Origin of the sequence: Sulfurihydrogenibium sp. (assembly GCF_027448985.1) — a bacterium.
GTDB lineage: Bacteria > Aquificota > Aquificia > Aquificales > Hydrogenothermaceae > Sulfurihydrogenibium.
In genome coordinates this window covers 1-22,887 of the sequence record NZ_DAIDMN010000013.1, presented here as the reverse complement: position 1 = coordinate 22,887, position 22,887 = coordinate 1, and the positions used below count along the sequence as shown (strand labels likewise).

Here is a 22,887-nt window from a genome sequence, read left to right as displayed (position 1 = left end):
TTCTTCATTTTAGCTTTAAGTTTTGCTACTTGTCTTGGTTTGTTTTAAAATTATTTAAATTGGAAATTAGAGTTAAATTCATAATAGTAGCAAATATATATGAAAAAGATATTAAACTATTTTCACTGAAAGATAAGGTTGATATAATTCTTGATGATAAATCTATTTTACCAGGAGAAGTTTTTTATATATCTGATGTTTTAGATCCGGATACAAAAACAATAAAGGTATATATAAAACCTTACAAAACAGAAAACCTAAAAGCTAATATGTTTGTAAATATAAAAGTAGTTAAGCCATTAGATAAATATCCATCCATTCCTAAGAATGCAATCATTTTTAAAGATAATAAGTTTTATGTCTATCTTTTAAAAGATGGACAGATTATAAAGAAAGAGATTGAAGTTATAGGAGATTCAGAAAACGATAAATACGCGATAGTTGATGGTATTGGTAAAGATGACAAAGTAATCCTAAATGCGATTAACATTGAGGGTGAGTAATGCATAGAGTTTTTAAATTTGTAGTTGAAAATGCTGTTGCAATACTTTTAATTAATTTTATACTTATCACTTCTTCTTTGTTTATAGTTAGACAGCTTAACATAGAAGTTTTTCCTGACCCATCTCCACCAATAGTAGAGATAGTTACAGTTTACGAAGGAAGGTCTGCTGAAGAAGTTGAAAAGCAAATAACAATCCCGTTGGAAGTTGCTTTGGCAGGAATGTCAGGATTGGAAAATATTTACAGTATATCTTTGTATGGGCTGTCTGACATAAAATGTAGGTTCTCTTTTGATGTAAGTTATAAAGAAGCAAGACAAGAGGTTTTAAACAGATTAGCCCAAGTAAACCTTCCTCCTAATGTGTCTCCATCTATAAATCCAAGTCCAATCGGAGAAGTAATGAGATATAGAGTTAAAGGAAACAGACCTTTAGTAGATTTAAGAACTATTCAAGATTGGATAGTGGCAAGGAATCTTCAAACAGTTCCGGGGGTAGCAACGGTTTCAAGTTATGGTGGTTCAATAAAAGCTTACTCAATCACAGTTCATCCGGAAAAATTAATAGAGTACAAAATACCATTATCCCAAGTAATTGACCAAGTATCAAAAAGTAATGTAAACGTAGGTGGAAGAGTTTTAGAGTTTGGAGACCAATACTACAACATCAGAGGTATAGGATTAATTAAAAGTATTGTTGATATAGAAAATACAGTAATAGGCTATAAAAACAATATTCCTATCCTTGTTAAAAACATAGCTGATGTTCAAATTTCACACCTTCCAAGAACTGCATACGTAGGATTAAACAACGATGAAGATATTGTTATGGGCGTTGTTGTTCTCAGGAAAAATGAGAAAAGTATTCCAGCTTTAAAGAGGTTACACGAAAAAATAGATTACTTAAACAGTGTAATCTTACCTAAAGATGTGAAAATTGTTCCATTCTACGACAAACAAGAACTCATTGATAAGGTTATTCATAAAATCTCAGAAACAGCAGTTACCGGCATAGTGCTTGTGTTGGTTGTAATTCTTATATTTTTAGGAGAGATAAGGTCAGCCTTAATAGTTGCTTCAATAATACCTATCTCTTTACTCTACACTTTAACTGTTATGACAATAAATAAGGAATCTGCAAATCTACTTTCTATCGGTGCTATCGATTTTGGTATCATTGTAGACATTCCTTTGGTATTTATAGAAAATTATTTCAGACTTAAAGATGAAGGAAAAAATCATCTTCAAGCTCTAAGTGAAAATGTTAATCAGATAGCAAAACCAATATTTTTCTCTATGATTATCATACTTCTTGCGTTTATTCCTCTTTTTACAATGAAAGGTTCAGAATCTCAAATATTTATGCCTATGGCTAAAACTTATATTTACGCTTTAACTTTTGCTTTAATTTTAACATTTACTTATCTTTTGGCAGCTTCCTATCTGTTTTTAAAGAAAAGTCATGAAAGAAAATTTAAATTCTTTATTCTTTTAGAAGAGTTTTACTTGAAGTTAGTAAATAAGATAAATGTAAAAACAGCAACAGTTGGAACTTTGATTGTTTTTATAGGAGCTGTACTGTTATTTAAAATCTTAGGAGCTCAATTTTTACCTAAAATGGATGAAGGTAACATATACGCAAGGGTAATATTCCCTTACACAATTTCGTTGAAAAAATCATATGAAAACGCAAAAGAAATAAAGAACATATTCTTATCATTTGATGAAGTGGAACAGGTAGAGTTTCAAGTAGGAAGACCAGAAGATGGGACAGACCCATCAGGACCATTTAACAGCGAATACTTTGTTAAGCTAAAAGATTACGATAAATGGACAAGAAACATAACAAAAGAAGAGTTAGAAAAAGAGATAAGAGAAAAAATAAGGCAAAGATTTCCTAACTTTGATATAAACCTATCTCAGTATATCCAAGATAACCTTGATGAAGCGATGTCAGGAGTAAAAGGTGAAAACTCTGTTAAAATTTTTGGTCCAGATTTAAAAATTCTTACGGAAAAAGCTCATGAGGTAGCAGATAAGATTAAAAAAGTTCCGGGAATAGTAGATGTAGGGATTTTTGAGGAGTTAGGACAACCAAATTTAATAATTCAGGTAGATAGAGAAAAAGCAGCTTTGTATAATCTTACAGTAAATGATATTCTTGATGTAATTCAATCGTCTTTAAATGGAAGATTTATAACTCAAATTATGGAAGAGGATAAATTTTTTAACCTTGTAGTTAAGTTTCCGGATAAATACAGAGATAGTATAGAAGATATAAAAAATATACCAATTATATTACAAGATGGCTCTTTCATTCCGGTTTCAAAAGTTGCAAACATTTACTACGATACAGGAGCATCGTTTATATACAGAGAAGGTTATAGAAGGTATATTCCTATAAAATTTTCTGTTGAATCTAAAGACTTAGCCGGAACCGTAGCAAAAGCCCAAGAGTCAATAAAAGATATAAAACTTCCTGAAGGATACTTTATAAGTTGGTCTGGTCAGTTTGAGCAGATGCAACAAGCTTTTGAAAGACTTAAAATATCAATAGGATTTACACTGTTTATAATAGTTGTAATACTATTTATAATAAATGGTTCACTCAAAAATACCTTTATTATTCTTATTTCTCCTCTTTATGCAATTTTTGGTGGTTTACTATTTTTACTTTTATGGAGAGAGCCAATAAGTGTATCGGCTTCCGTTGGTTTTATATCTATTTTAGGTATAGCAGTACTAAATGCAAATATATTGCTTTCTACATACTCTAACTTTGTAAGGTTTGGCTTAGATAGAGAAGAAGCTGTAAACAAAACTATAAAGGAAAAATTCAGATCCATTTTAATTACCGGATTAACCGCTTCTGTTGGTTTATTCCCAGCTTCAATCTCTCATGGTGTTGGTAGTCAAGTTCAAAAACCTTTGGCTGTTGTTGTTGTTGTTGGAGGTATGTTTGTTGGAACCATACTGTTACTTTTATTCTTCCCAAGACTACTAAAATTTGTAGAAGTAAAAGAAGTTTAAATACGGTTTAACTTCTTTTTTATGAGGTTAAAGAATAAGATAGTTGAATCTTCTTTAAGAATAAGATTAGATGTTATGAAGGTTAAAGCTCCGATGAGTATACCAAAAAAAACTGTCAAAAAGATATTTGGACTAAATACTTTTAAAACTTCAATAGTTAAAACCATCGTAGTAGTTGAAAATAAATTTTTTAACAACGATATAAATACACTTTTTAAATCTACAGGATATGTGTATTTAATGTAAAGATAAATAGAATTAACATAAGCTCCGAAGGAAGATGCTAAAGCAAGTCCAAACACTTCCCATTTAAAAACAAAAGTAAATAACAATGCCATCAAGATACTTGCTAATAATCCTACAGCTGTAGATAAAAGAGGTGTTTTTGTATCTCCCATTGCAAAGAATGCACTTTTAAAAGGTCTTGTAAAAGCGTATCCTAAAAGACCAAGAGCGTATCCTACAAGAGCGTAGTAAGTTAACACTGCATCGTTTGCAGTAAATGCACCCCTTACAAGTAAAACATCTATTATCTCTTTTCCTAAAAATATCATACCAGCCATAGCCGGTAATGATACAAATATAGACATTTTAAAACTCAGAGTTAAGTCTTTACTGAAAGCTTGAAAGTTTTTTTCCGCATAGTGTTTAGATAAAGATACAAGTAAAGCATTCCCAAGACCTATTATAAAAAGTCCTAACGGCAATTGAAAGATTCTATTACCGTAATATAAATATGTGATAGCACCTGCATATAAAAAAGACGCAAGAATAGTATCTATTACAAAAGAAAATTGACTTATTCCAAAAGAAGCAAAAGCTGGAATAATTTTTTTTAATGTGGTTTTTATTTGTGGATGTTTTTTTAAAGTGGGTTTAAATAAAAGACCTTCTTTATAAGTTTGAGGCATCTGAAGTAAAAATTGGAGTAATCCTCCCAATAAAGCTCCTACTGCTAAGGCGTATATTCCCATGTATGATGATAAAAAAACAGAACTGAATATAAAAGAAAGATTAAGCAAAGCTGGAGCAACACCGGGAATAAAAAATCTGTCCTTTGTATTTAGAAGAGCCATAAAAAAAGAGGTCCAACCTATAAGTATAAGGTAAGGAAATACTATTCTAACAAGCTCCGCTGTTAGTTTTAGATTACCTTTTTCCGAGAAACCAGGTGCTATTATTTTAACAAAACCTTCTGCAAATATTACCACAAAAACTGTTATTACAGACAGAACTATTGTGTAGTAACTAAATAAAGATGCGGCATACTCTTTTGCATTTTGTGGTGATTTTTGATACTCTTGAGTGTAAATAGGTATAAAAGCTGCATTGAAGCTACCTTCAGCAACAAGCTGTCTGAGAGTGTTAGGAAGTCTCCATGCAACATAAAATGCGTCAGTTAACTGATTTGAACCAAAGTAGTACGCAACTACCGCATCTCTTAAATATCCTAATATTCTACTGATAAAGGTTGCAATTGAGAATACTACTGTATTTTTTATAAAGTTCATTTAAGTTTTATACTAAAGTCCGCTTTTAAAAAATATTTTTTACCACTTTTATCAAAAATAGTTATCCTTGCAAAGTAATCTCCTGATGGGACTTCTGTACCTTCTATATCTTTCTGATTCCAACAAAACTGTTTTCTTTCATTGGGTTTTACAGTAGTAATTACCTGAGTTGCAATAGGAGAAAAAATGGCAACTTCAGGCTTATTTTTATCAAAAATAGCGTAAGGAGCCGATGAAGGAAGGAAAATTTCGTCATTTGATTTGTTTTCCAAAATAAAACATACATTTTCACCCTTTTTATAGGAAGATTTTTCTGTAAAAAAGTTAACACCTTCTATTTTTTGTACTTCTTGAACATTGTTATTTTTAACCACTTTTATCACTTCTTTGTCTTGTTTTTGAGACATTGCAAAAGTCAAGTTTGTTATCAAAATTAGACTGAAGATAAATCTTCCCATGAATATCTCCTTTTTAGTATATTACAACTTTTGTATTTAAATCTACCAATTGATAAAGTCTTTCTATATCTTCGTTTCTTAAAATTACACATCCATAGCTGATATTCATTCCTACACCTTTTTCACTTTTCTTACTTGTTCCGTGTATCATGTAAGAGGAGTTGTTTAACCTTAACGCTCTTGTTCCAAGACCATTTTCTGGGCTTCCGAATGGAACGACGGGAGGAAGGTTTGGATTGTTTCTCCTAGCACTTGGTGGGACGACCCAATCCGGATTTACTTTTTTTTCTGTTATTGAAAACTCTCCTTTTGGTGTAGGAAACTCTTCGTCTCCTAAACCTACCGGAAAGGTGATAACATACCTTTTCCCATCTATTTCAACAGGTAAATAAAGTCTATGGTCTTGTAGTGAAACATAGACTGTGTTTAATTGATAGTTTTCCGGAAGCTGTTTTTTTAAAGGTATTTTTATATAAATGTTTTTAGGGACTTTAAAGGGATTTACATCCGGATTTGCCTCTTTCAGTTCGTAATAGCTTACTTTTAATTGATAAGCCAAATCTACAAAGGTTGCATCTTTGTCTGTTTTATATTTATAATCTTTTCCAAATGAATTTCCGTCCAATTCAAACACTTCTAAATTTTTTATAAAGTAGATTCCTTTTAGTTTTATCAACTCTTGGTCAAAACCGTAAACTTCTAACCTTTCCGCTTTGGCAACACTTATTATAAAAACTAAAACTAAAAATAGTAAAATCTTTTTCATAATACTTTTTCGGATTAAATATCCAAATTCCTTACCTCTTTTGCATACTTCATAATGAAGTCTCTTCTTGGTTCTACTTTTTCTCCCATGAGTATTGAAAACACCTCATCTGCCAACGCTGCATCTTCTATGGAAACTTGTAGTAGTCTTCTTGTTTTTGGGTTCATGGTAGTTTCCCAAAGTTGTTCCGGATTCATCTCTCCAAGACCTTTGTATCTTTGTATTTCACATCCGGATATTCCGGCTTCATATATTGCATCAAAAAGATTATCAAAGTCTTCTACTTTCACACTTTTTTGTTTATAACTGATTTCAACAGGAAGTTGTCCCAATATATCTGTAAGTTGTTTTTCTATCTCTTTTATTCTTATGTAAGAGTATGACGATAAAAAGTCTATATCAACTTTGTTTACAAACTTTGAAAATCTCTCTTGTCTTTCTATAAATATCTCATAGTCTGCCTCTTCTTTGTTGAATTTATAATAGATTTCGTAAGTAGGAAGTTTTTCTTTTAATGATTGGATTATTTGTTTTACTTTTTCTTCATCTCTTATATCATCTTCAGTGATGTTTAAACCAATTAAAGTATCTATTACAACTTTGTCTTTTCTTTTATAGAGACTTTCTTTTAGATTTTTATACTCTTTTGCAAGTTTTGATATCTCTTTTAACTGTGTTTTGCTTAGATTTTTTCCTTCTATGGCTATTTCATCTGTTGCAAAATCTATAATGATTTTGTTTAGTTCATCGTCATCTTTAACGTACATTTCAGAACGACCTTTTTTTAGCTTGTATAAAGGTGGTTGAGCGATGTATAGGTGCCCATTTTCTATTATTTGAGGGAAGAATCTGTAAAACAGTGTTAAAAGAAGTGTTGTTATGTGAGAACCGTCAACGTCTGCATCTGCCATAAGAATTATTTTATGGTATCTGAGTTTTGATAGGTCAAATCCTTCATCTTCTTTTTTTTCTTCGTCTTCGGATTTTATAGGTAGTCCTATTCCGGTTCCGATGGCGTTTACTATCGCTCTTATTTCCTCGTTTGATAGAATTTTATCTATTCTTGCTTTTTCTACGTTTAGTATTTTACCTTTTAAAGGTAGTATTGCCTGAGTTCTTCTGTCTCTTCCTTGTTTTGCCGAACCTCCGGCTGATTCTCCCTCAACTATAAACAGTTCACAGATTGTTGGGTCATCTTCAGAACAGTCTGCAAGTTTTCCCGGAAGGGAGCTATCTTCAAGGAAAGATTTTCTTCTTGACATCTCTTTTGCTTTTCTTGCTGCTTCTCTTGCAATAGCAGCTTCTATTGCTTTTTCCGCTATTTTTAGGGCTATATCTTTATTTTTATCAAAGTATTCAAGTAGATAATCTCCCACCACTGATTCAACTACTCTTTTAACATCTTGATTACCAAGCTTCGTCTTGGTTTGTCCTTCAAACTGTGGCTCTGGTACTTTTACAGATACAACAGCCGTAAGACCTTCTCTAAGGTCATCTCCACTTATTCCGGATTTTAACTCTTTTGGTAGTTTCATTCCAGAAAGAGTTTTATTCATAGACCTTGTTAAGGCTGCTCTAAATCCGGATACGTGGGTTCCTCCTTCTACAGTTTTAATATTGTTAACAAAACTTTCTATAACTTCGTTATAACTTTTTGTGTATTGAAACGCAACCTCAACTAATACTCCGTCTTTTTCTCCTTTTACATAGATAACTTCGTCGAATAAAGGTTCTTTTGCTTGGTTTAAAACTTTTACAAAGTCAACTATTCCGTTTTCAAAGTAAAACTCTTCTTTAATATCTTTCCTTTCATCTATTACAACAAATCTCACTCCCGGATTTAAAAAAGCCAACTCTCTAACTCTTTTTTGAATGATATCAAATTTGATATTTGTTGTTTCGAATATAGAGTCATCAGGTTTAAAGGTTACTTTTGTTCCTCTTTTTGTTGTATCACCTACAACCTTTAAAGGGGTGATTGGTTTTCCGTAGGAGTACTCTTGTCTGTATATTTTTCCGTTTCTATAGACTTCAACAACAAGCCATTTAGAAAGAGCGTTAACAACCGATGCACCTACACCGTGTAGCCCACCTGAATACTGATAGGCTTTTTTAGAAAACTTACCTCCAGCTCCAAGGATTGTAAATACCATCTCAACAGCCGGAATCTTAAACTCTGGGTGTACATCTACCGGAATACCTCTACCATCATCTTCTACCGTTATGGAGCCATCTTGATGGATTATAACTGATATATTTTTTGCAAAACCTGCCATCGCTTCGTCAACTGCGTTATCAAGAATCTCCCACACAAGATGGTGAAGTCCTCTTTCTCCTATATCTCCAATGTACATGGCAGGTCTTGCTCTTACGTGGTCAAGACCTGTTACAGCTTGAATAGCTTCAGCTGAGTAATCTATATTTTCGTTTTTGATTTCTTCCAAGATAAAACCTCCTATCTATTAAATGTTCATTGGCATAACAAGAGCTAAATAAGGCTCAGATTCATCTTTTGGAACTATAACAGTTTGACTATCTTTGTTTATGAATTTTATAACTACTACACTATCCTCAATTTCATCTATAGCTTCTATAATATATTTACCGTTAAAACCTATTTCAAACTCTTCTCCTTGGTAATCTATATCTATTTCATCTTCTGCAAAAGTATCTTCTGATGTAGGAGTAGATATTATCATTTTACCTTCTTTTAAAGTTATTTTAATGGGTTTTGCATCACTCTCCTCTGCTACTACAACTCTTTTTACGGAATCTAAAAATTCTCCTTTTGTTACTTCTACTTTTATGTTAAAAGAAGATGGTATTACTTGAGTGTAATCTGGAAAAACACCTTCTAAAAGTCTTGCTGACATCATCCAGTTTGAACCTTTAAAGAAAATACTACTTCCGGATATTGAAACTTCTACATCTTCGTACTCAGAAACAAGTTTTTTGATTTCAGCTAACGCTTTTTGTGGAACTGTATATTTTCCTTCCAACGTTTTTCCTGTTATTTCTCCTTTGTACAATGCTAACCTGTGTCCATCAGTCGCTACAAAGTCTATATGGCTGTTGGTAAATGAAAAACAAACACCGTTTAGTGCAAATCTACTTTCATCTTTTGATGCAGCATAAGCGGTTTTAGTAATACCTTTTAAAAGGATATTTCCTGCTATGCTAACAGCAATGTCAGCTGGAAAGTTTTCAAAGGTTGGAAAGTCCTGCGGGTCTACAGTTGCCAAAGAGTATTTGGTTTTTCCTGATGTTATTTTCAGATTTTGTTTATCTGTAAATATACTAACTTCTGCCGATGGTAAAACTTTTGATATATCCATTAATTTCTTTGCATTTACACATACCTGCCCTTCTTCTTCCACGTCTGCGTTTATCCAGTAAGTTGTATATACTTCAAGGTCTGTTCCTTGGATTATTAACTTTCCATCTTGTGCTTTCAAAAGAAAGTTTGTAAGTATAGGTAAAGCAGCTTTCTTTTCAGCTATCACTTTTTTAACCGCTTCTTGAAAACTCTTTTTATCTACGTTAACCTTCATAGAAGACCCCTTGACTAATTTGATTATAATATTTTACCATTTTCATCATAGAAAAAAATTTTTGTTTTTATGATATTATAAAAGTCAAATTTATTGGAGGTTTGATATGATAAGATACTTTTCTGTAAGAGAAGCTAACGCAATTTTACCTCAAATAAAAGTTTTAGTGGAAGAAATAGCTGAAAAAAGAGATGAAATCTACTACAACATTATGAGATACGAAGAACTATCGGAAGTTGAAAGAACAGACAGAGAAGAGTTGGAAATGATGTATGCAAAAAGTATGATAAGAATTTTAGAATCAGAAATAAAAGAGCTTATAGATACCATTCAAAACTTTGGTGTACTGGTAAAAGGTATAGACCCAGTTATAGTAGATTTTCCGGCTCAAAACGATGGAGAAGAGATATTTTTATGTTGGAAGGAAGACGAAGAAGAGATACTCTACTGGCATGGAATCCACGAAGGTTTTAGAGGAAGAAAGCCTATATCTTTACTAAAAGGAAAACCAAATAAGAGCTATTTCAATTTCTAACAAAAGGAAACTTATAGTGTATGTCTAATATGTTAATCATGACATATATTGTTTTGTAATGTTTTTGTGTGGTTATGTTGTAGTCATCCAGATAACCTAAGGATAGACTCCAGCATCCCCTGTTCCAGTTGAAGGTGAAGAACTTTCTTTGTGTATAATTTTGCTGTAAATTTGTAAGTATGTATCCGCTGAAAGCATAGTTAAGATAATTTATTGACAAAGAGTTAGATAACTGACGGTTCTGTCCGGAATCTCCTTTGTCTTCTATATAAGAAACAGAGTAGTTTATATACTTGTTTATAGGAATGGAAGCTGTTGAAACGGTTCTTGCAATGTTCTTTTTATCCCAATCATAGTAAAGAACACTATCAAGACTATATCCTTTTATATTCATAAAAATACTATTTTTTAAGGATTTTGTACGGTTGTTATATTTGGTATCTCCGATGTAGTAGTAATCTAAAAGAGAATAACCTTGCGATAACTCCCATCTAAGAAAGTAGTCATTTTTAAAGTTTAATATGTTATACAAAGTAAAGTCCACATCTTCTTTTTCGTTTATTCTGTCTGCTTTGTCGTAGTAAGGAAGGTTTGATTGGTTCACTTTTGAAATATATTCAAAAGATATTTGAGGAATAATCAAATGGCTAAAAGAAGAGTAATTTTTTATGAATGTTGTTTGGGTGGTGTTTTTAAAAGGAATTAAAAATCTTGTATCTAAGGTGTTTGTATCTTTTGTATTTAGGTACAAAGTGAATTTTGGAGATATCTGGAAGTTGTTTAAAATTTTGCCAAAATAAGTGTAGTTAGACAGTCTTAATGTGTTGTCAAATCTTAATCCACTGGTTCCTTCTTGTCTGTAAAAGTATGTTGATTCAGATAAGAAATCATAGAATATAGGAAGATTAAGAAGTTGTTTTTCTTTCCAATAAAATCTTACTTCCGGAAGTCTTTGAAGGGTTTGTTTGTTGTTTGGAGCTGTTAGGTCGTAAAAGTAGTTTATGTTGGTTTCAAGAAGGTAGTCTTTTGTTTGTGTTCTACCTACAATGTAAGATTGAGTGAACGCTGTATACTTTAAAAAAGAAAAATTGTAGAAATCCTCAAAGAAGTATTTATCACTTGGAATATCTATCTTTGTAAAAATCTGCCACTTGTTAAAAGGAGAGTAGTTTGATTCTAACCTTAATCTCCATCTGTTTGTAACTGGCGTTTTGTCTCTGTTTTGCCACCATGAGCCGTTGGATTTTTCTTTGAACGCATCAATTTGAGCATTTAGATAAACACCTTTTTCAAAGAGTTTTCTATACTCTGTAGACAGACCAAATCCTTGCTTGTTTCTGTAATCTGTTGTTAAAGTCATATCAGAGCTGTCGTTTATAACCCAAAAGACAGGTTGTTTGTATATAAAAGTGTTATAGGTGTCCTGTCCTACTATTGGTTGGAGTAATCCAGTTTTTCTATCTACGGTAGGATAAGAGAAGAAAGGAGTATAAAAAATAGGAATTTTGCAAAACCGGAAAGTCATATTGTAAGCTTTTAATCTATCGTTTTCTTTTAGATTTCCAGATGAAGCCTTTATATTCCAATCGTATTGGGTAAAAGGACAAGCAGAAAACTCTCCATCGTTAAAATAGTAAGTATCTTTAACTTTTTTTAAATACTTTCCTCTGACTGAGTATTTACCATCAACGACTCCTTCGTAGTCAAAAATCTCACCTTCATCACTTTCTGTGTTAAACCATCCTTTACTCCCTGTTCCTTCAAAGGTTTTTGTTTTAATGTAAAACTTTTCAGGAAGAGTTATTTTTTTATTTTTTGCATCGTATATAACTGTATCTGATTTTAAAACTTTATCAAAGTAGGTAATTACAACATTACCCTTAGCTGTAATAACATCATCTTTATCTCTCTCTACACTATCAGACTCTATTAAAACGTTGTTAACTTCTCCGTATGTAAAAACAAAAAAAGTCAATAGAAATAAAAATATAAATCTCATTAACAACTCTCAAAGCTTATCTTTTTCAGGAAAAACAATTATAGCATAACAAACCATTACATTTGGTTAGTGTTTGACAACCTTACAATTTTTGTATTCAATGTTTACCGTAAATAAAAAATTTATTAAATTATAGGAGGTTAGTATTATGAGAAAAGTACTTGCAGCATCGGCAATCTTGGCGGTGGCAGCAGGGTCAGCCTTTGCAACAAACGGAGATAATATGATAGGTGTTACTCCAGCTTCTCAAGCAATGGGTGGTTTAGGTGTAGGTATGCCTATAGGTTCTATCGACTCAATCTTTAGAAACCCAGCATGGATGAACACTGAAAAAGGATTTACAGTAAGCTTTGGTGGAATACTCTTTATGCCGGATGTAAAAGGAAGAGTAAATATGGGTGGTAATGATTCAGGATATGTATCTTCAAGAGCAAACTTCTTTACAGTTCCTGAAATTGGTATTACAAATAGAATAAATGACAAAGTTGTAGTTGGTATTGCAGCTTACGGTGTATCTGGTATGGGTGTGGACTATAGAAACAAAGACCAAAATCTTGCAAACATGCATACAACACTCCAGTTTATGAGAATTATTCCTGCAATATCATATCAAATAAATCCAAACCTTTCTGTTGGTTTTGGATTAGACTTAGCATGGGGTTCTCTCGATATGGGAGCAACTTTATGTGACAATAGAACGAAATGTTGGAATGCTGGTGGTGGACAGTCTTCTTCTTACGGTATAGGTGCTCAGATAGGTTTAGGTTATCAGATGGGTGATTTATCCGTAGGTTTCAACTATCAATCTCCTGTAAGTATGAAATATAAACATGTTTTTGACTCAAATAACGATGGTTCTTATGAAGATTTAAAATTACAACAACCTCAAGAAGTAGCTGTTGGTCTTGGTTATAAAGTTATGCCAAACTTAAAAGTAGGATTGGATTTAAGATGGATTAACTGGTCAGATGCAGATGGGTACAAACAGTTTAAATGGAAAGACCAAACAGTGGTTGCAATAGGTGGAGAGTATCAGGTAAGTCCATCATTAAAACTCAGAGCCGGATACAACTACGGAAAATCTCCAATAAGAAGTTACTCCGGATTAAATGGCATGCCAACGAATACAATCCCTAACTTTGTTCAACCTTTCTCTGACTTTAACGTTCAATGGTTTAACTTAATAGGATTCCCTGCAATCACGGAGCATCATATATCTTTTGGTGGAAATTATCAATTTACTAAAAACTTTGCAGTTGATTTAGCTTATGTCCATGCCTTTGAGAAAAAAGTTGAATCTTCTGGGCAGTACTGTGATATGAGTGGTTGTTATAATGCAACGGTTGGGGCTAAAAATGCTCAAAATGAAATTGGTATAGCTTTAAGATGGTCTTTCTAAGGTTGGAGGTGTGGAGTTATGTATAGAAGAGTTGTAGTTGGGGCTGTTATGTCCCTTTCTTTGGCTGGTTTGTCTTATGGGGCAGACCCGTGGATGGGTCCGGAATGGACTAAAAAGTTCTGTGATTACTGGAATCAAAATTTACAGACAACCATGGCAGAATGGGCTGAATACAATGTAAAGAAGGAAAAAGGTTATAAAACCATCCAGTTTTACAGACAGGACTGTAACCCACCTAAAAAAGTGGAAGTAAGAATAAAGTATGAAAATGGTAAAGCTGTTTGCATATACGGTGGAGAAGCAAAAGACCCTAATCCGGAGTTTGTGATGTATGCAACAGACCAAAACTGGAAGTCTTTGGCTAAAGGTGAATTTGGATTTATGGGAATGGGAATCATGTCTAAAATGACTTTCCAAGGTTCGAAAGTTGAAGCTATGAAATTTATGGAACCATTTAAAGCGTTTCTATTAGGACTTGGAAAAGTTCCTCATTCAGATAGTTGTCCTTAATTTTAACATCTCTCCCGAAAGGGAGAGATATCTTTTATAATATCTTTTATGATTTATATTTTTAGTGGTTCTAAAGGTGGTTGGTTAAAGGAAGAAGGACTTTTTTTGTTTGAAAAACCTACTTTTACACTTAAAGTTTATAGAAATAGAGTTTACTTAAACGATAACCTTATAAAAACAAAACACCCTATTAAAATTGCTGAAAACATTGTAAAGAGACATAGACTTTATGCATGTGGATTTATCTCATACGATTACAACGACTTTATTTTAACTGAAAAACATCTCAAAAAAGACGATACAAATTTTCCACTGATATATTTAGAGTTTCATAGAAAGTTTAGAAAGGTAAATATAAGAGATATAAACAACTTTTCTAAAGTAAAAAAAATAGGTTTTACAACAACGAAAGAAGAATTTATAAAAAAGGTAGAAATAGCAAAAAAGTATATAGAAAACGGAGAGTTCTATCAGATAAACTTGTCTCACCGGATTGACTTAGAAGGGTTTTTCTATAAAGAAAGTATATTTTTTAATTTGATAAATGTACAAACTACAGACTACATGATGTATATAAAAAATCCGGATTTTAGTCTTATATCCGGTTCAATGGAGCTTTTTTTAGAAAAAAAAGGCAATAAAATTACCACAAAACCTATAAAAGGAACAAGAAAAAAAACAGAAAATCCAATTTTAAACCAAAAGTTAAAAGAAGACCTAAAAAACAGTCAAAAAGAGCAAGCGGAAAATCTTATGATAACAGACCTTATGAGAAATGACCTTGGAAAGATAGCGAAAAATATAACCGTAGAAAATCTGTTTGAGATATCTGAATACACCACTTTATACCAAATGAGTTCAACTGTAAAAGGTGTTTTAAAAGAAAATTTATCTATTGAAGATATAATAACAAACACTTTTCCACCGGGCTCGGTAACGGGAGCACCAAAAAAAAGGGCTATGGAGATAATAGAAAAGTTAGAAGACAAAAGAAGGTCAGTTTACTGCGGTGCAACCGTTTTAATCAATCCGGATTTAGACTTTGTTATGAGTGTTGCAATTAGACAGATTTTATTTAAAAAAGATAAAGGTTATATCTATGTTGGAAGTGGAATCGTAGCAGACTCAGACCCCCAAAATGAATGGGAAGAGACAATTTTAAAAGCAAAGGCTAACTTACAGGCTATTGATAACCGTTTTATAAATTTAGAAAGTTTAGTACATTTCTAAAATCCGGTGGAATTGGTGCCATTAATTCTATCTTTTGATTTTTGTATGGGTGGAAGAAAGATAGTTTATAAGAGTGTAGCATCTGACGGCTTACTCTTTTAATAAGATTATTCTCAAGTTTTTTAACTCCATAAACTTTATCTCCGACAACCGGATGTCTTACACTTGCCAAGTGTTTTCTTATCTGATGTTTTCTTCCGGTTTCTATTCTTACTTGAAAGTAGGAAAATCCGTTTCCTTTTTTTAGTAGTTTTACATGACTTATAGCCGGTTTTCCATCTATTTCTGAATTAATTGTTAAATTCGTAAAGGTAGCTTCGTTGTGAGATATCGCAAGATATAGTTTAAAAACGTTTTTGTCTTCCCATAAATCTTTAAATCTTTCAAATATTTTAAAATCCTTTGCCAAAAGAAGTATTCCGGAAGTTTCTTTATCAAGTCTGTGGATGGCTTTTATTTTTTCGTTTTTTAATTTATCCCTTAAAATCTGTTCTACTGAGTTTTTGTCTCTATCACTTAAAAGTGTTGGAGGTTTGTTTACCGCGATGATATAATCATCTTCGTAAATTATATTTATATCTGATTTCTTCTCTTGAGAACTTTCTATAATCTCTACAACGTCTCCAACCTTTAGATTGTGAGTTGCTATCCATACTCTTTTACTGTTTACAAGTACATTCCGGCTGTCTATTATGTCTTTTGCCTGATTTTTTGATATTTTCAGACTTTGTGCTACAAAATCCTTTAACGGTGATGCATTTTTCACATAAAATTTTTTAACCATTATCCATCCATTCTAAAAAGTATTTTCTTGCTTCGTTAAAAAAGGGTATATTTTCCTTGTAATCTAAATATGTCCATAACAGTGGTTGAAAACTTCCGTGATGGTATAAAAGCTCCATCTCTCCATAAACACCTTTACCTATGTATATTCTAGAACCTTTATACTTATGACTCAAGGCTACCACTTGGTACTCATCAAGGTAAACAGGGTCTATGTTAACAGTTCTACCACCTTTTTCTCTAAAATCATCTTCCAAAGTCATACAGTAATGTTTTAAACTTACACTTTCTTCTTTGTCTATTAAATAATCCATAAGGAAAAAGCTCTTTTTTAATCCTTGTCCCATCTCTTTTTCATAATATGAAGAGTAGGAAAGAGAAAAATCCGGAGTTTTCTTTATAACTTTACCAAACTTTTTTTCTAAAATTTCTAACACCTTTTGTAGATTATCCAATTTATTCTCGTTCCATAAAATTGCAAACAACAAAAGAGATTTATTCCCCATTAATGCTTTTTCTCTCCCTTTGCCATCCGGATTGCGTGCTTTAATAAAGGTGCTATCATTCTAAGGTTATCTTTTACTCCACCTGTACTACCTGGTAGGTTTATTATAAGTGTATGGTCTCCTGCTATTCCACAAACAGCCCGTGACAAGAGAGATTTTGGAGTAAATCTAATTCCAACGATTCTCATCGCTTCGGCAAATCCTATCATCTCTTTTTCTATTACCTCTTTCGTAGCTTCTGGGGTGTTGTCTCTTTTACTAAATCCGGTTCCTCCTGTTGTAAAGACAATATCAACTTTGTCAACAAGTTCTTTTAATTTATTGATAATCAGTTCTTTTTCATCTGGAAGAACTTCGTAATAAACAACCTTTCCCCCAAACTCATTTTCTATTATGTCTATAGCAACTTTTCCACTTTTGTCTTCAGCTTCTTTTTTGTAACAGCTATCACTTAGTGTTATAACAGCACAGTTTAATCCGGATAAATCTTCTTCGTAATCAGATTTTCCACCTTTTTTTGAAACTAACTTAATATCTGATATAACCATATTCTTATCAAAAGCTTTACACATATCGTAAACATTTAACAATGCAGCTGATACAGCATTTAAAGCTTCCATCTCTACACCGGTTCTACCTATACATCTAACAAACGACTTGACATAGATTCCATCTTCTTCAAGTACAACTTCAACGAAAGCTTGGTCTATTAAAATTGGATGACAAAATGGTAGTATCTCAGGAGTTTTTTTTGCTCCTATCATTCCTGCCATCTGTGAAGCGGTTATAACATCTCCTTTTGGTATCTGTTTATTTTTTATCATTTCTACCGTTTCTTTTGAAAGGTATATCTTACCTTCAGCTTGGGCTTCTCTAATAGTTTCAAACTTCATAGAAACATCTGCCATTTTCATAAAGTAACCCTCCTAAATTACAGCGTAAATTTCTTTAAGATTTCTTCCTTCCTCTGCCCAATCTAATCCGTATCCTACAACGAATTTATCCGGAATTATAAATCCGGCATAATCTGCATCGTAATCTACTTCTCTTCTTTCTTTTTTATCCAACAATACCGCCGTTTTTAACTTTTTAGGATGCCTTAAACTAAGTGCTTCAACTAAAGCTTTTAATGTTCTTCCGGTGTCTATAATGTCATCTACTATCAATACATTTTTATCTTTTATATCAATTGACATATCTTTGATAAAGATAACTTCTCCTAAACTTTCCATTCCGGTTTTGTAAGATGACACTTGCATAAAATCAATATAAACTTTACCTTTTAAATTTCTTACCAAGTCTGCAAAAAACATGAAGGAACCTTTAAGGATTCCTACAACATACAGCTCTTCTCCTTCAAATTCTTTATTTATCAAATCTGCAATCTCTAAAACTTTTTGGTTTATCTGCTCTTGACTAATTAAAAGCTCTAATTTTCTTCCTTTTATCTCCAATTGGCTACTCCTTATATTTTTTTTCATAACTATCGCGTCTTTACCATCTGAATAGTAACCTTTTCTCACTGTGATAGGTTCAAAGCCTAATTTTTCATAGAGTTTTATAGCCTGTTTGTTATCAACCGCAACCTCAAGGTAAACAAATCTTACATTGTTTTTTTGTAAAAATTGGATACTTTTTTCAAGTAAAATTTTACCATAACCTTTGTTTTGAAACTCTTTTTTTATAGCAAGTAGTGTTATTTCTGCCTCTTCAAATAAACTCCAAAACTGTATTACTCCAACTATAACACCATCTTTTTCCAAGATGTAGGTTTTGTAAATGTCGGATGTTGAAATTTCAAATAAAAAGCCCGGTCCAAATAAATCTTTTAGAAAAGATTCTACAAAAGGTATATCTTCACTTTTTATCTCTCTAAAAGTCATATGATGCAATTTTTTCTGGTTCTTTTTGCCATGAAAGTTTTCTACTTAGGGTTACCTTTATTTTGTCATAGTCTGTTGAAACTGGAAAGGTTAAGATTTTTTCTTGTTTCGGTAAAAAAGCTTCTTTTGGTGTTATCATTTGAGAATCACTGTAAACTTCTTTACCGTTTTTATAAAAAATTACATCTACATAGTACTTTGGATTTCCATGGTCTGCTGTTGGAACGTTGTGAGGAACTTTTAGATTTATGATTTTTACTGTTAGATTACCATTTTCTTTGTCTATTTTTACATCAAAGAAGTCTTTTTTAGATTTCGGAACCATAAAACCGTGATGATGAACCTCTTTTGATGAGTGCATCAGGTCAAATGGAAATTTTTGTATGAGTTTTCCTTTTTCTGCAGGCATATGACACTGTTGGCAATTTTTATCTGTAGCAACGGATTTCCATTGTTTAAATGTTTCTTGATGGCATCCGGAACATATTTCTGCTTTTGTGTATTGAAGGTCTTGAGTTGATGGATGTGGTGGTGAGAAAACGTCGTAAGGTCCATGCATCGACTTTGTAGAGTCTCTAAAATGGCAAGCAACACAGTTTACTCCATCTTCTCTGTGAAAATCTCTTAAATTTGGTTTATCGCTAACAGTTATCTCATAAGGTGCATGGCAAGACAAACACTTTGTTTTTGAGTAATTTTCTGATGCTCTTTTAAACTCTTCACTTGTCCAAGCCATTGCGTGTCTTGACTCTTTCCACTGGTTGTATATGTTTTCATGACATTCTGAACATCTTTTAGCAACTGGACGTTGTAGTAAGTCTTTCTCTTGAAATACATCTTTTACTTTATCACACGAAAATAAAAAAATACCTATCAAGGGTATTATAAATCGCATTTTTCTCCCTCAAAATCCTCAATTATATGTCCTAATTTATTCTTTTTAGCCAGTATGTATCTTTCGTTATGTGGATTTGTTCCTGTAAAAATTGGAACTCTTTCTACCACTTCAAGTCCAAAACCTTCTAATGCAACAATTTTTCTAGGATTGTTTGTCATAAGTCTCATCTTTCTAACACCAAGGTCTAACAGTATCTGTGCTCCTGTTCCAAAATCCCTCAAATCCGATTGAAAACCGAGTTTGTGATTCGCTTCTACCGTATCGTATCCTTCGTCCTGTAATTTATACGCTTTAAGTTTGTTTATTATACCTATTCCTCTTCCTTCATGTCCTCTCATATACACTAAAACACCTTTTCCTTCTTCTGATATCTTTTTTAGTGCTTGATGTAGTTGATTTTGACAATCACATCTCAATGAACCGAATATATCACCTGTCAAACATTCTGAATGGACTCTTACAAGAGTTGGTTCATCCGGATTAATTTCTCCCATCACAAGTGCTACATGTTCATTTCCATCAACAAGGCTTTTATATCCGTATATTTTAAACACTCCATACTTTGTAGGTAAGTAAGCCTCTGCTTCTCTACTTATTAGTTTTTCTCTTTTAAGTCTGTATTGGACTAAATCTGCAATGGTGATTATTTTTAAGTTGTGTTTTTTTGCAAATTCCATTAAATCAGGAAGTCGTGCCATTGTACCGTCATCTTTCATTATTTCACAAATAACACCTGCTGGATACAACCCTGCCAATTTTGCCAAATCAACAGATGCTTCTGTATGTCCTGTTCTTTCCAACACACCACCTTTTTTTGCCATCAACGGAAACACATGACCTGGTCTTACGAAGTCTTCCGGTTTTGCATCGGGACTAACGGCAAGCTTTATCGTTATTGCTCTATCAAAAGCGGATATTCCGGTGGTTGTTCCATATTTGGGATGTGCATCTATAGAAAGGCAAAAGGCTGTTCCTTTTGGGTCTGTGTTATGAGAAGTCATCAATGGTATATCCAACTCTTTCAATCTATCCGGAAGTAGAGATAAACATATCAAACCTCTTCCTTCTTTTGCCATAAAGTTTATTATTTCAGGTGTTATTTTCTCGGCAGCTGCCACTAAATCCCCTTCATTTTCTCTATCCGGGTCATCTACAACTATAACCATTTTCCCATCTTGTATATCTTTTATAGCTTCTTCTATCGTATTGAATCTAAACTCCATCTTTATTCTCCTTTTTCATTTTGCTTTGTGAAGAATATTTTAATACTGTTTAATACATTTTCAATTTTCTGTTTTATCTCTTCATACTTTTCTTTTACTTTATCTTTAAAGGTTTTTGGTTTTTCTTCTTCTTGGATTCCTAAAATTTCGTTAAGCTGCTTTTTCTTTTCTTCTTGAGATACATCTATTTTTTTATTATTGTCGTTATTTTCTTGATTTGTTTGAGTATTTTCAGAATTTTCCTTTTTTCCGGAATAAATGTAAGAGTTAAACTCTTCCCACGACTTTATCGGAAAATTACTTATCACATAATAACCTAATATTGTCCCAATGAATATGTAAATAATTCTTTTCATAATCTAAAATATTAAGTAAAAACCAAAAATTTTGCAACTACAACTTCAAATAATGAATAAAAAATGTTGCCACGATAAGGTATATAGAGATACCTATAATGTCCGTCAAAGTTAAAGATAAAGGTCCTGTAGCTAATGTTGGGTCTTTTTCTAATTTGTACATTATAAATGGTACCAAACTTCCTATCAATCCAGCAAAAATTATACTGAAAAACAACGCTATCGCAACAATTATTCCAAGTATGTGGTTACTTATCCATAAAGATGCTACAACACCGACTAAAATTCCAATTATTATTCCTATAATAATAGCAATCTTCAACTCTCTAAAAACTGTAAAAAGGTAATCAAGTGAGTTTTCTGTTAGTCTTCCTTCTTTTAATCCTCTTGCTGTTATTATTGCAGCTTGGGAACTTATGTTTCCACTTAGTGCTGCAACCATAGGAAGAAAAAATACGACTTGAACAAATTCTGATATTGTATAATCAAAGAGACTTATTATTACAGCTGTAATAAATTCACCGACTGTTGCGATCAATAGCCACGGCAATCTTAACTTTGCAATTTTGAATGTTTTATCTGTATAAAATAACTCTTCTTCTTTTGCTCCTGCCATTTTAAAAAAGTCTTCAGTTGTCTTTTCTGAGATTACGTTTATTATATCTTCTATGTAAACAACACCTTGTAAAACACCTTCCTCATCTACAGCAGGTAATGCATACAAATCGTATCTTTTAAACATTTCTATAGCATCTTCTTTTGTATCGTTTATATTTAAAAATATTAAGTCCCTTTTCATGATATCTTTTATCATAATGTTTGATGGGTACATTATTAAATCCTTTAAAGATATAACACCAACAAGCCTTTTTTTCTCATCTACAATGTAGATGTAGATTATTTCTCTATCTTCATTATACTCTTTAACTTTATTGATAACTTCTTCTACCGTTGCCACATCTAAAACGTATATGTAATCTTCTTGAAGCAAAGAAGCTACCGTATCTTCTCCTTCGGAAAGAAGATGTTTGAGTTCCTCTTTTTCTTCGCCTTTTAAATTTTCTAGTACAGCGTTTTTTATATCCTCAGGAATGTTTTCTATAATAGATGCTATTTCCGGAGTTGGTAATCTTAAAATAAAATCTACAGCATCTTTTACATGAATAGACCTTATTATTTCTATTTTTATTAGGTCGTCCAAATCTGTAAAGACATTAACGGCTTTATCCGGATTTATCTTATACAAAATACTAAATATCTTAACTCTTTCTTCTTTAGACAGATATTTAAATACTTCAGCGATATCTCCTTTATGTGACTTTAGGAGAACTTTTTCTATGGTTTTTATATCATGTTTTTGAATAGACCTTCTTAAAGTTTCTTTTAAAACTTCGATTATAGGACTCATTTTATTTTCCTACGATATTTGATTGTATCCTAAGGACCTTAAAAGTGGTAAATCCTCTTTCCATCTTTCTTTTACTTTTACGTAAAGGTTTAGATGGACTTTTTTACCAAGTAAAAACTCCAACTCTTCTCTTGCTTGCATACCTATTTTTTTAAGCATCTGTCCTTTTTTCCCTATTATTATTCCTTTATGGTTATCCTTTTCTACATAGATTATTGCATCTATTATTAGAAGGTTTTTATCCTTTTCACCTTCTTTAATAGATTCTACTTCTACCGCTACTGAATATGGTATTTCTTGTTTTGTATTGAAAAATACTTTCTCTCTTATTATTTCTGC

21 protein-coding genes and 1 pseudogene are annotated in these 22,887 nt (G+C 32.3%); 6 read left to right on the top strand and 16 right to left on the bottom strand.

What is annotated here, in order from left to right:
• A partial coding sequence (locus tag NE054_RS02260; protein ID WP_297887927.1) for an HlyD family efflux transporter periplasmic adaptor subunit occupies positions 1-503 on the top strand: 503 nt, incomplete at its 5' end.
• A complete protein-coding gene (locus NE054_RS02255) occupies positions 503-3,532 on the top strand; it encodes a CusA/CzcA family heavy metal efflux RND transporter (protein WP_297887925.1) in 3,030 nt (1,009 codons plus the stop codon). The genes NE054_RS02260 and NE054_RS02255, both read left to right, overlap by 1 nt.
• Here NE054_RS02255 and murJ read toward each other — a convergent pair.
• Genes murJ through dnaN form a run of 5 tightly spaced genes read right to left on the bottom strand, consistent with a single transcriptional unit; the run spans position 3,529 to position 9,818 of the window.
• A complete protein-coding gene (murJ, locus tag NE054_RS02250; protein ID WP_297887923.1) occupies positions 3,529-5,043 on the bottom strand; it encodes a murein biosynthesis integral membrane protein MurJ in 1,515 nt (504 codons plus the stop codon). The genes NE054_RS02255 and murJ overlap by 4 nt on opposite strands.
• Entirely contained in the window at positions 5,040-5,501 is a 462-nt protein-coding gene (locus tag NE054_RS02245; protein ID WP_297887921.1) for a hypothetical protein, read from the bottom strand. Before NE054_RS02245 ends, murJ begins: the two co-directional genes overlap by 4 nt.
• A 13-nt stretch (positions 5,502-5,514) precedes the next feature.
• Positions 5,515-6,267, bottom strand: coding sequence for a L,D-transpeptidase (locus tag NE054_RS02240; protein ID WP_297887917.1), 753 nt, complete (start codon positions 6,265-6,267; stop codon positions 5,515-5,517).
• Positions 6,268-6,281: 14 nt separating this feature from the next.
• The gene (gene gyrB, locus NE054_RS02235; protein ID WP_297887915.1) at positions 6,282-8,711 is read right to left on the bottom strand and encodes a DNA topoisomerase (ATP-hydrolyzing) subunit B; all 2,430 of its coding nucleotides are present in this window, start codon (positions 8,709-8,711) and stop codon (positions 6,282-6,284) included.
• A gap of 18 nt (positions 8,712-8,729) precedes the next feature.
• The gene (gene dnaN, locus NE054_RS02230) at positions 8,730-9,818 is read right to left on the bottom strand and encodes a DNA polymerase III subunit beta (RefSeq protein WP_297887913.1); all 1,089 of its coding nucleotides are present in this window, start codon (positions 9,816-9,818) and stop codon (positions 8,730-8,732) included.
• A gap of 106 nt (positions 9,819-9,924) precedes the next feature.
• Here dnaN and NE054_RS02225 point away from each other — a divergent pair, with 106 nt between their 5' ends.
• On the top strand, positions 9,925-10,353 hold the full coding sequence (locus NE054_RS02225; protein ID WP_297887910.1) for a DUF2203 domain-containing protein: 429 nt from the start codon (positions 9,925-9,927) through the stop codon (positions 10,351-10,353).
• On the opposite strand, the gene lptD is transcribed toward NE054_RS02225, so the two are convergent.
• Positions 10,343-12,352 (bottom strand): LPS assembly protein LptD, encoded by a 2,010-nt coding sequence (gene lptD, locus NE054_RS02220; protein WP_297887907.1) that lies wholly within the window; start codon positions 12,350-12,352, stop codon positions 10,343-10,345. The genes NE054_RS02225 and lptD overlap by 11 nt on opposite strands.
• 148 nt (positions 12,353-12,500) lie before the next feature.
• On the opposite strand from lptD, the gene NE054_RS02215 reads away from it, so the two are divergent.
• From NE054_RS02215 to NE054_RS02205, 3 genes are read left to right on the top strand one after another with little or no spacing between them, the layout of a single operon-like run.
• The gene (locus tag NE054_RS02215; RefSeq protein WP_297887904.1) at positions 12,501-13,751 is read left to right on the top strand and encodes an outer membrane protein transport protein; all 1,251 of its coding nucleotides are present in this window, start codon (positions 12,501-12,503) and stop codon (positions 13,749-13,751) included.
• A gap of 18 nt (positions 13,752-13,769) precedes the next feature.
• Positions 13,770-14,261, top strand: a complete 492-nt coding sequence (locus tag NE054_RS02210; RefSeq protein WP_297887901.1) for an SCP2 sterol-binding domain-containing protein — start codon at positions 13,770-13,772, stop codon at positions 14,259-14,261.
• A 48-nt stretch (positions 14,262-14,309) separates the two neighbouring features.
• Entirely contained in the window at positions 14,310-15,491 is a 1,182-nt protein-coding gene (locus tag NE054_RS02205) for an anthranilate synthase component I family protein (protein ID WP_297887899.1), read from the top strand.
• Here the strand turns inward: NE054_RS02205 and NE054_RS02200 are convergent.
• The 10 genes and pseudogenes from NE054_RS02200 to NE054_RS02155 form a co-directional block, all read right to left on the bottom strand.
• The gene (locus tag NE054_RS02200; RefSeq protein ID WP_297887895.1) at positions 15,460-16,275 is read right to left on the bottom strand and encodes an RluA family pseudouridine synthase; all 816 of its coding nucleotides are present in this window, start codon (positions 16,273-16,275) and stop codon (positions 15,460-15,462) included. The genes NE054_RS02205 and NE054_RS02200 overlap by 32 nt on opposite strands.
• Entirely contained in the window at positions 16,268-16,780 is a 513-nt protein-coding gene (locus NE054_RS02195) for a DUF4416 family protein (RefSeq protein ID WP_297887892.1), read from the bottom strand. Before NE054_RS02195 ends, NE054_RS02200 begins: the two co-directional genes overlap by 8 nt.
• Positions 16,780-17,694 (bottom strand): bifunctional molybdenum cofactor biosynthesis protein MoaC/MoaB, encoded by a 915-nt coding sequence (gene moaCB / locus NE054_RS02190; RefSeq protein ID WP_297887889.1) that lies wholly within the window; start codon positions 17,692-17,694, stop codon positions 16,780-16,782. Before moaCB ends, NE054_RS02195 begins: the two co-directional genes overlap by 1 nt.
• 12 nt (positions 17,695-17,706) lie before the next feature.
• Positions 17,707-18,234: a hypoxanthine phosphoribosyltransferase gene (gene hpt, locus NE054_RS02185; RefSeq protein WP_297887929.1), complete on the bottom strand. Its 528-nt coding sequence runs from the start codon at positions 18,232-18,234 to the stop codon at positions 17,707-17,709.
• A 27-nt stretch (positions 18,235-18,261) separates the two neighbouring features.
• Positions 18,262-18,663: pseudogene (gene rimI, locus NE054_RS02180) on the bottom strand (ribosomal protein S18-alanine N-acetyltransferase); the annotation flags it as partial.
• Positions 18,653-19,558 (bottom strand): multiheme c-type cytochrome, encoded by a 906-nt coding sequence (locus NE054_RS02175; protein WP_297887886.1) that lies wholly within the window; start codon positions 19,556-19,558, stop codon positions 18,653-18,655. The pseudogene rimI and the gene NE054_RS02175, both read right to left, overlap by 11 nt.
• Entirely contained in the window at positions 19,546-20,784 is a 1,239-nt protein-coding gene (locus NE054_RS02170; protein ID WP_297887883.1) for a bifunctional 3,4-dihydroxy-2-butanone-4-phosphate synthase/GTP cyclohydrolase II, read from the bottom strand. The genes NE054_RS02175 and NE054_RS02170 overlap by 13 nt, the downstream gene beginning before the upstream one ends.
• Before the next feature lie 2 nt (positions 20,785-20,786).
• The gene (locus NE054_RS02165; protein ID WP_297887880.1) at positions 20,787-21,140 is read right to left on the bottom strand and encodes a hypothetical protein; all 354 of its coding nucleotides are present in this window, start codon (positions 21,138-21,140) and stop codon (positions 20,787-20,789) included.
• Between the two features lie 37 nt (positions 21,141-21,177).
• Entirely contained in the window at positions 21,178-22,548 is a 1,371-nt protein-coding gene (gene mgtE / locus NE054_RS02160; RefSeq protein WP_297887877.1) for a magnesium transporter, read from the bottom strand.
• A gap of 9 nt (positions 22,549-22,557) precedes the next feature.
• Positions 22,558-22,887: KH domain-containing protein (locus NE054_RS02155; RefSeq protein WP_297887874.1), on the bottom strand; the 330-nt coding region annotated here is incomplete at its 5' end.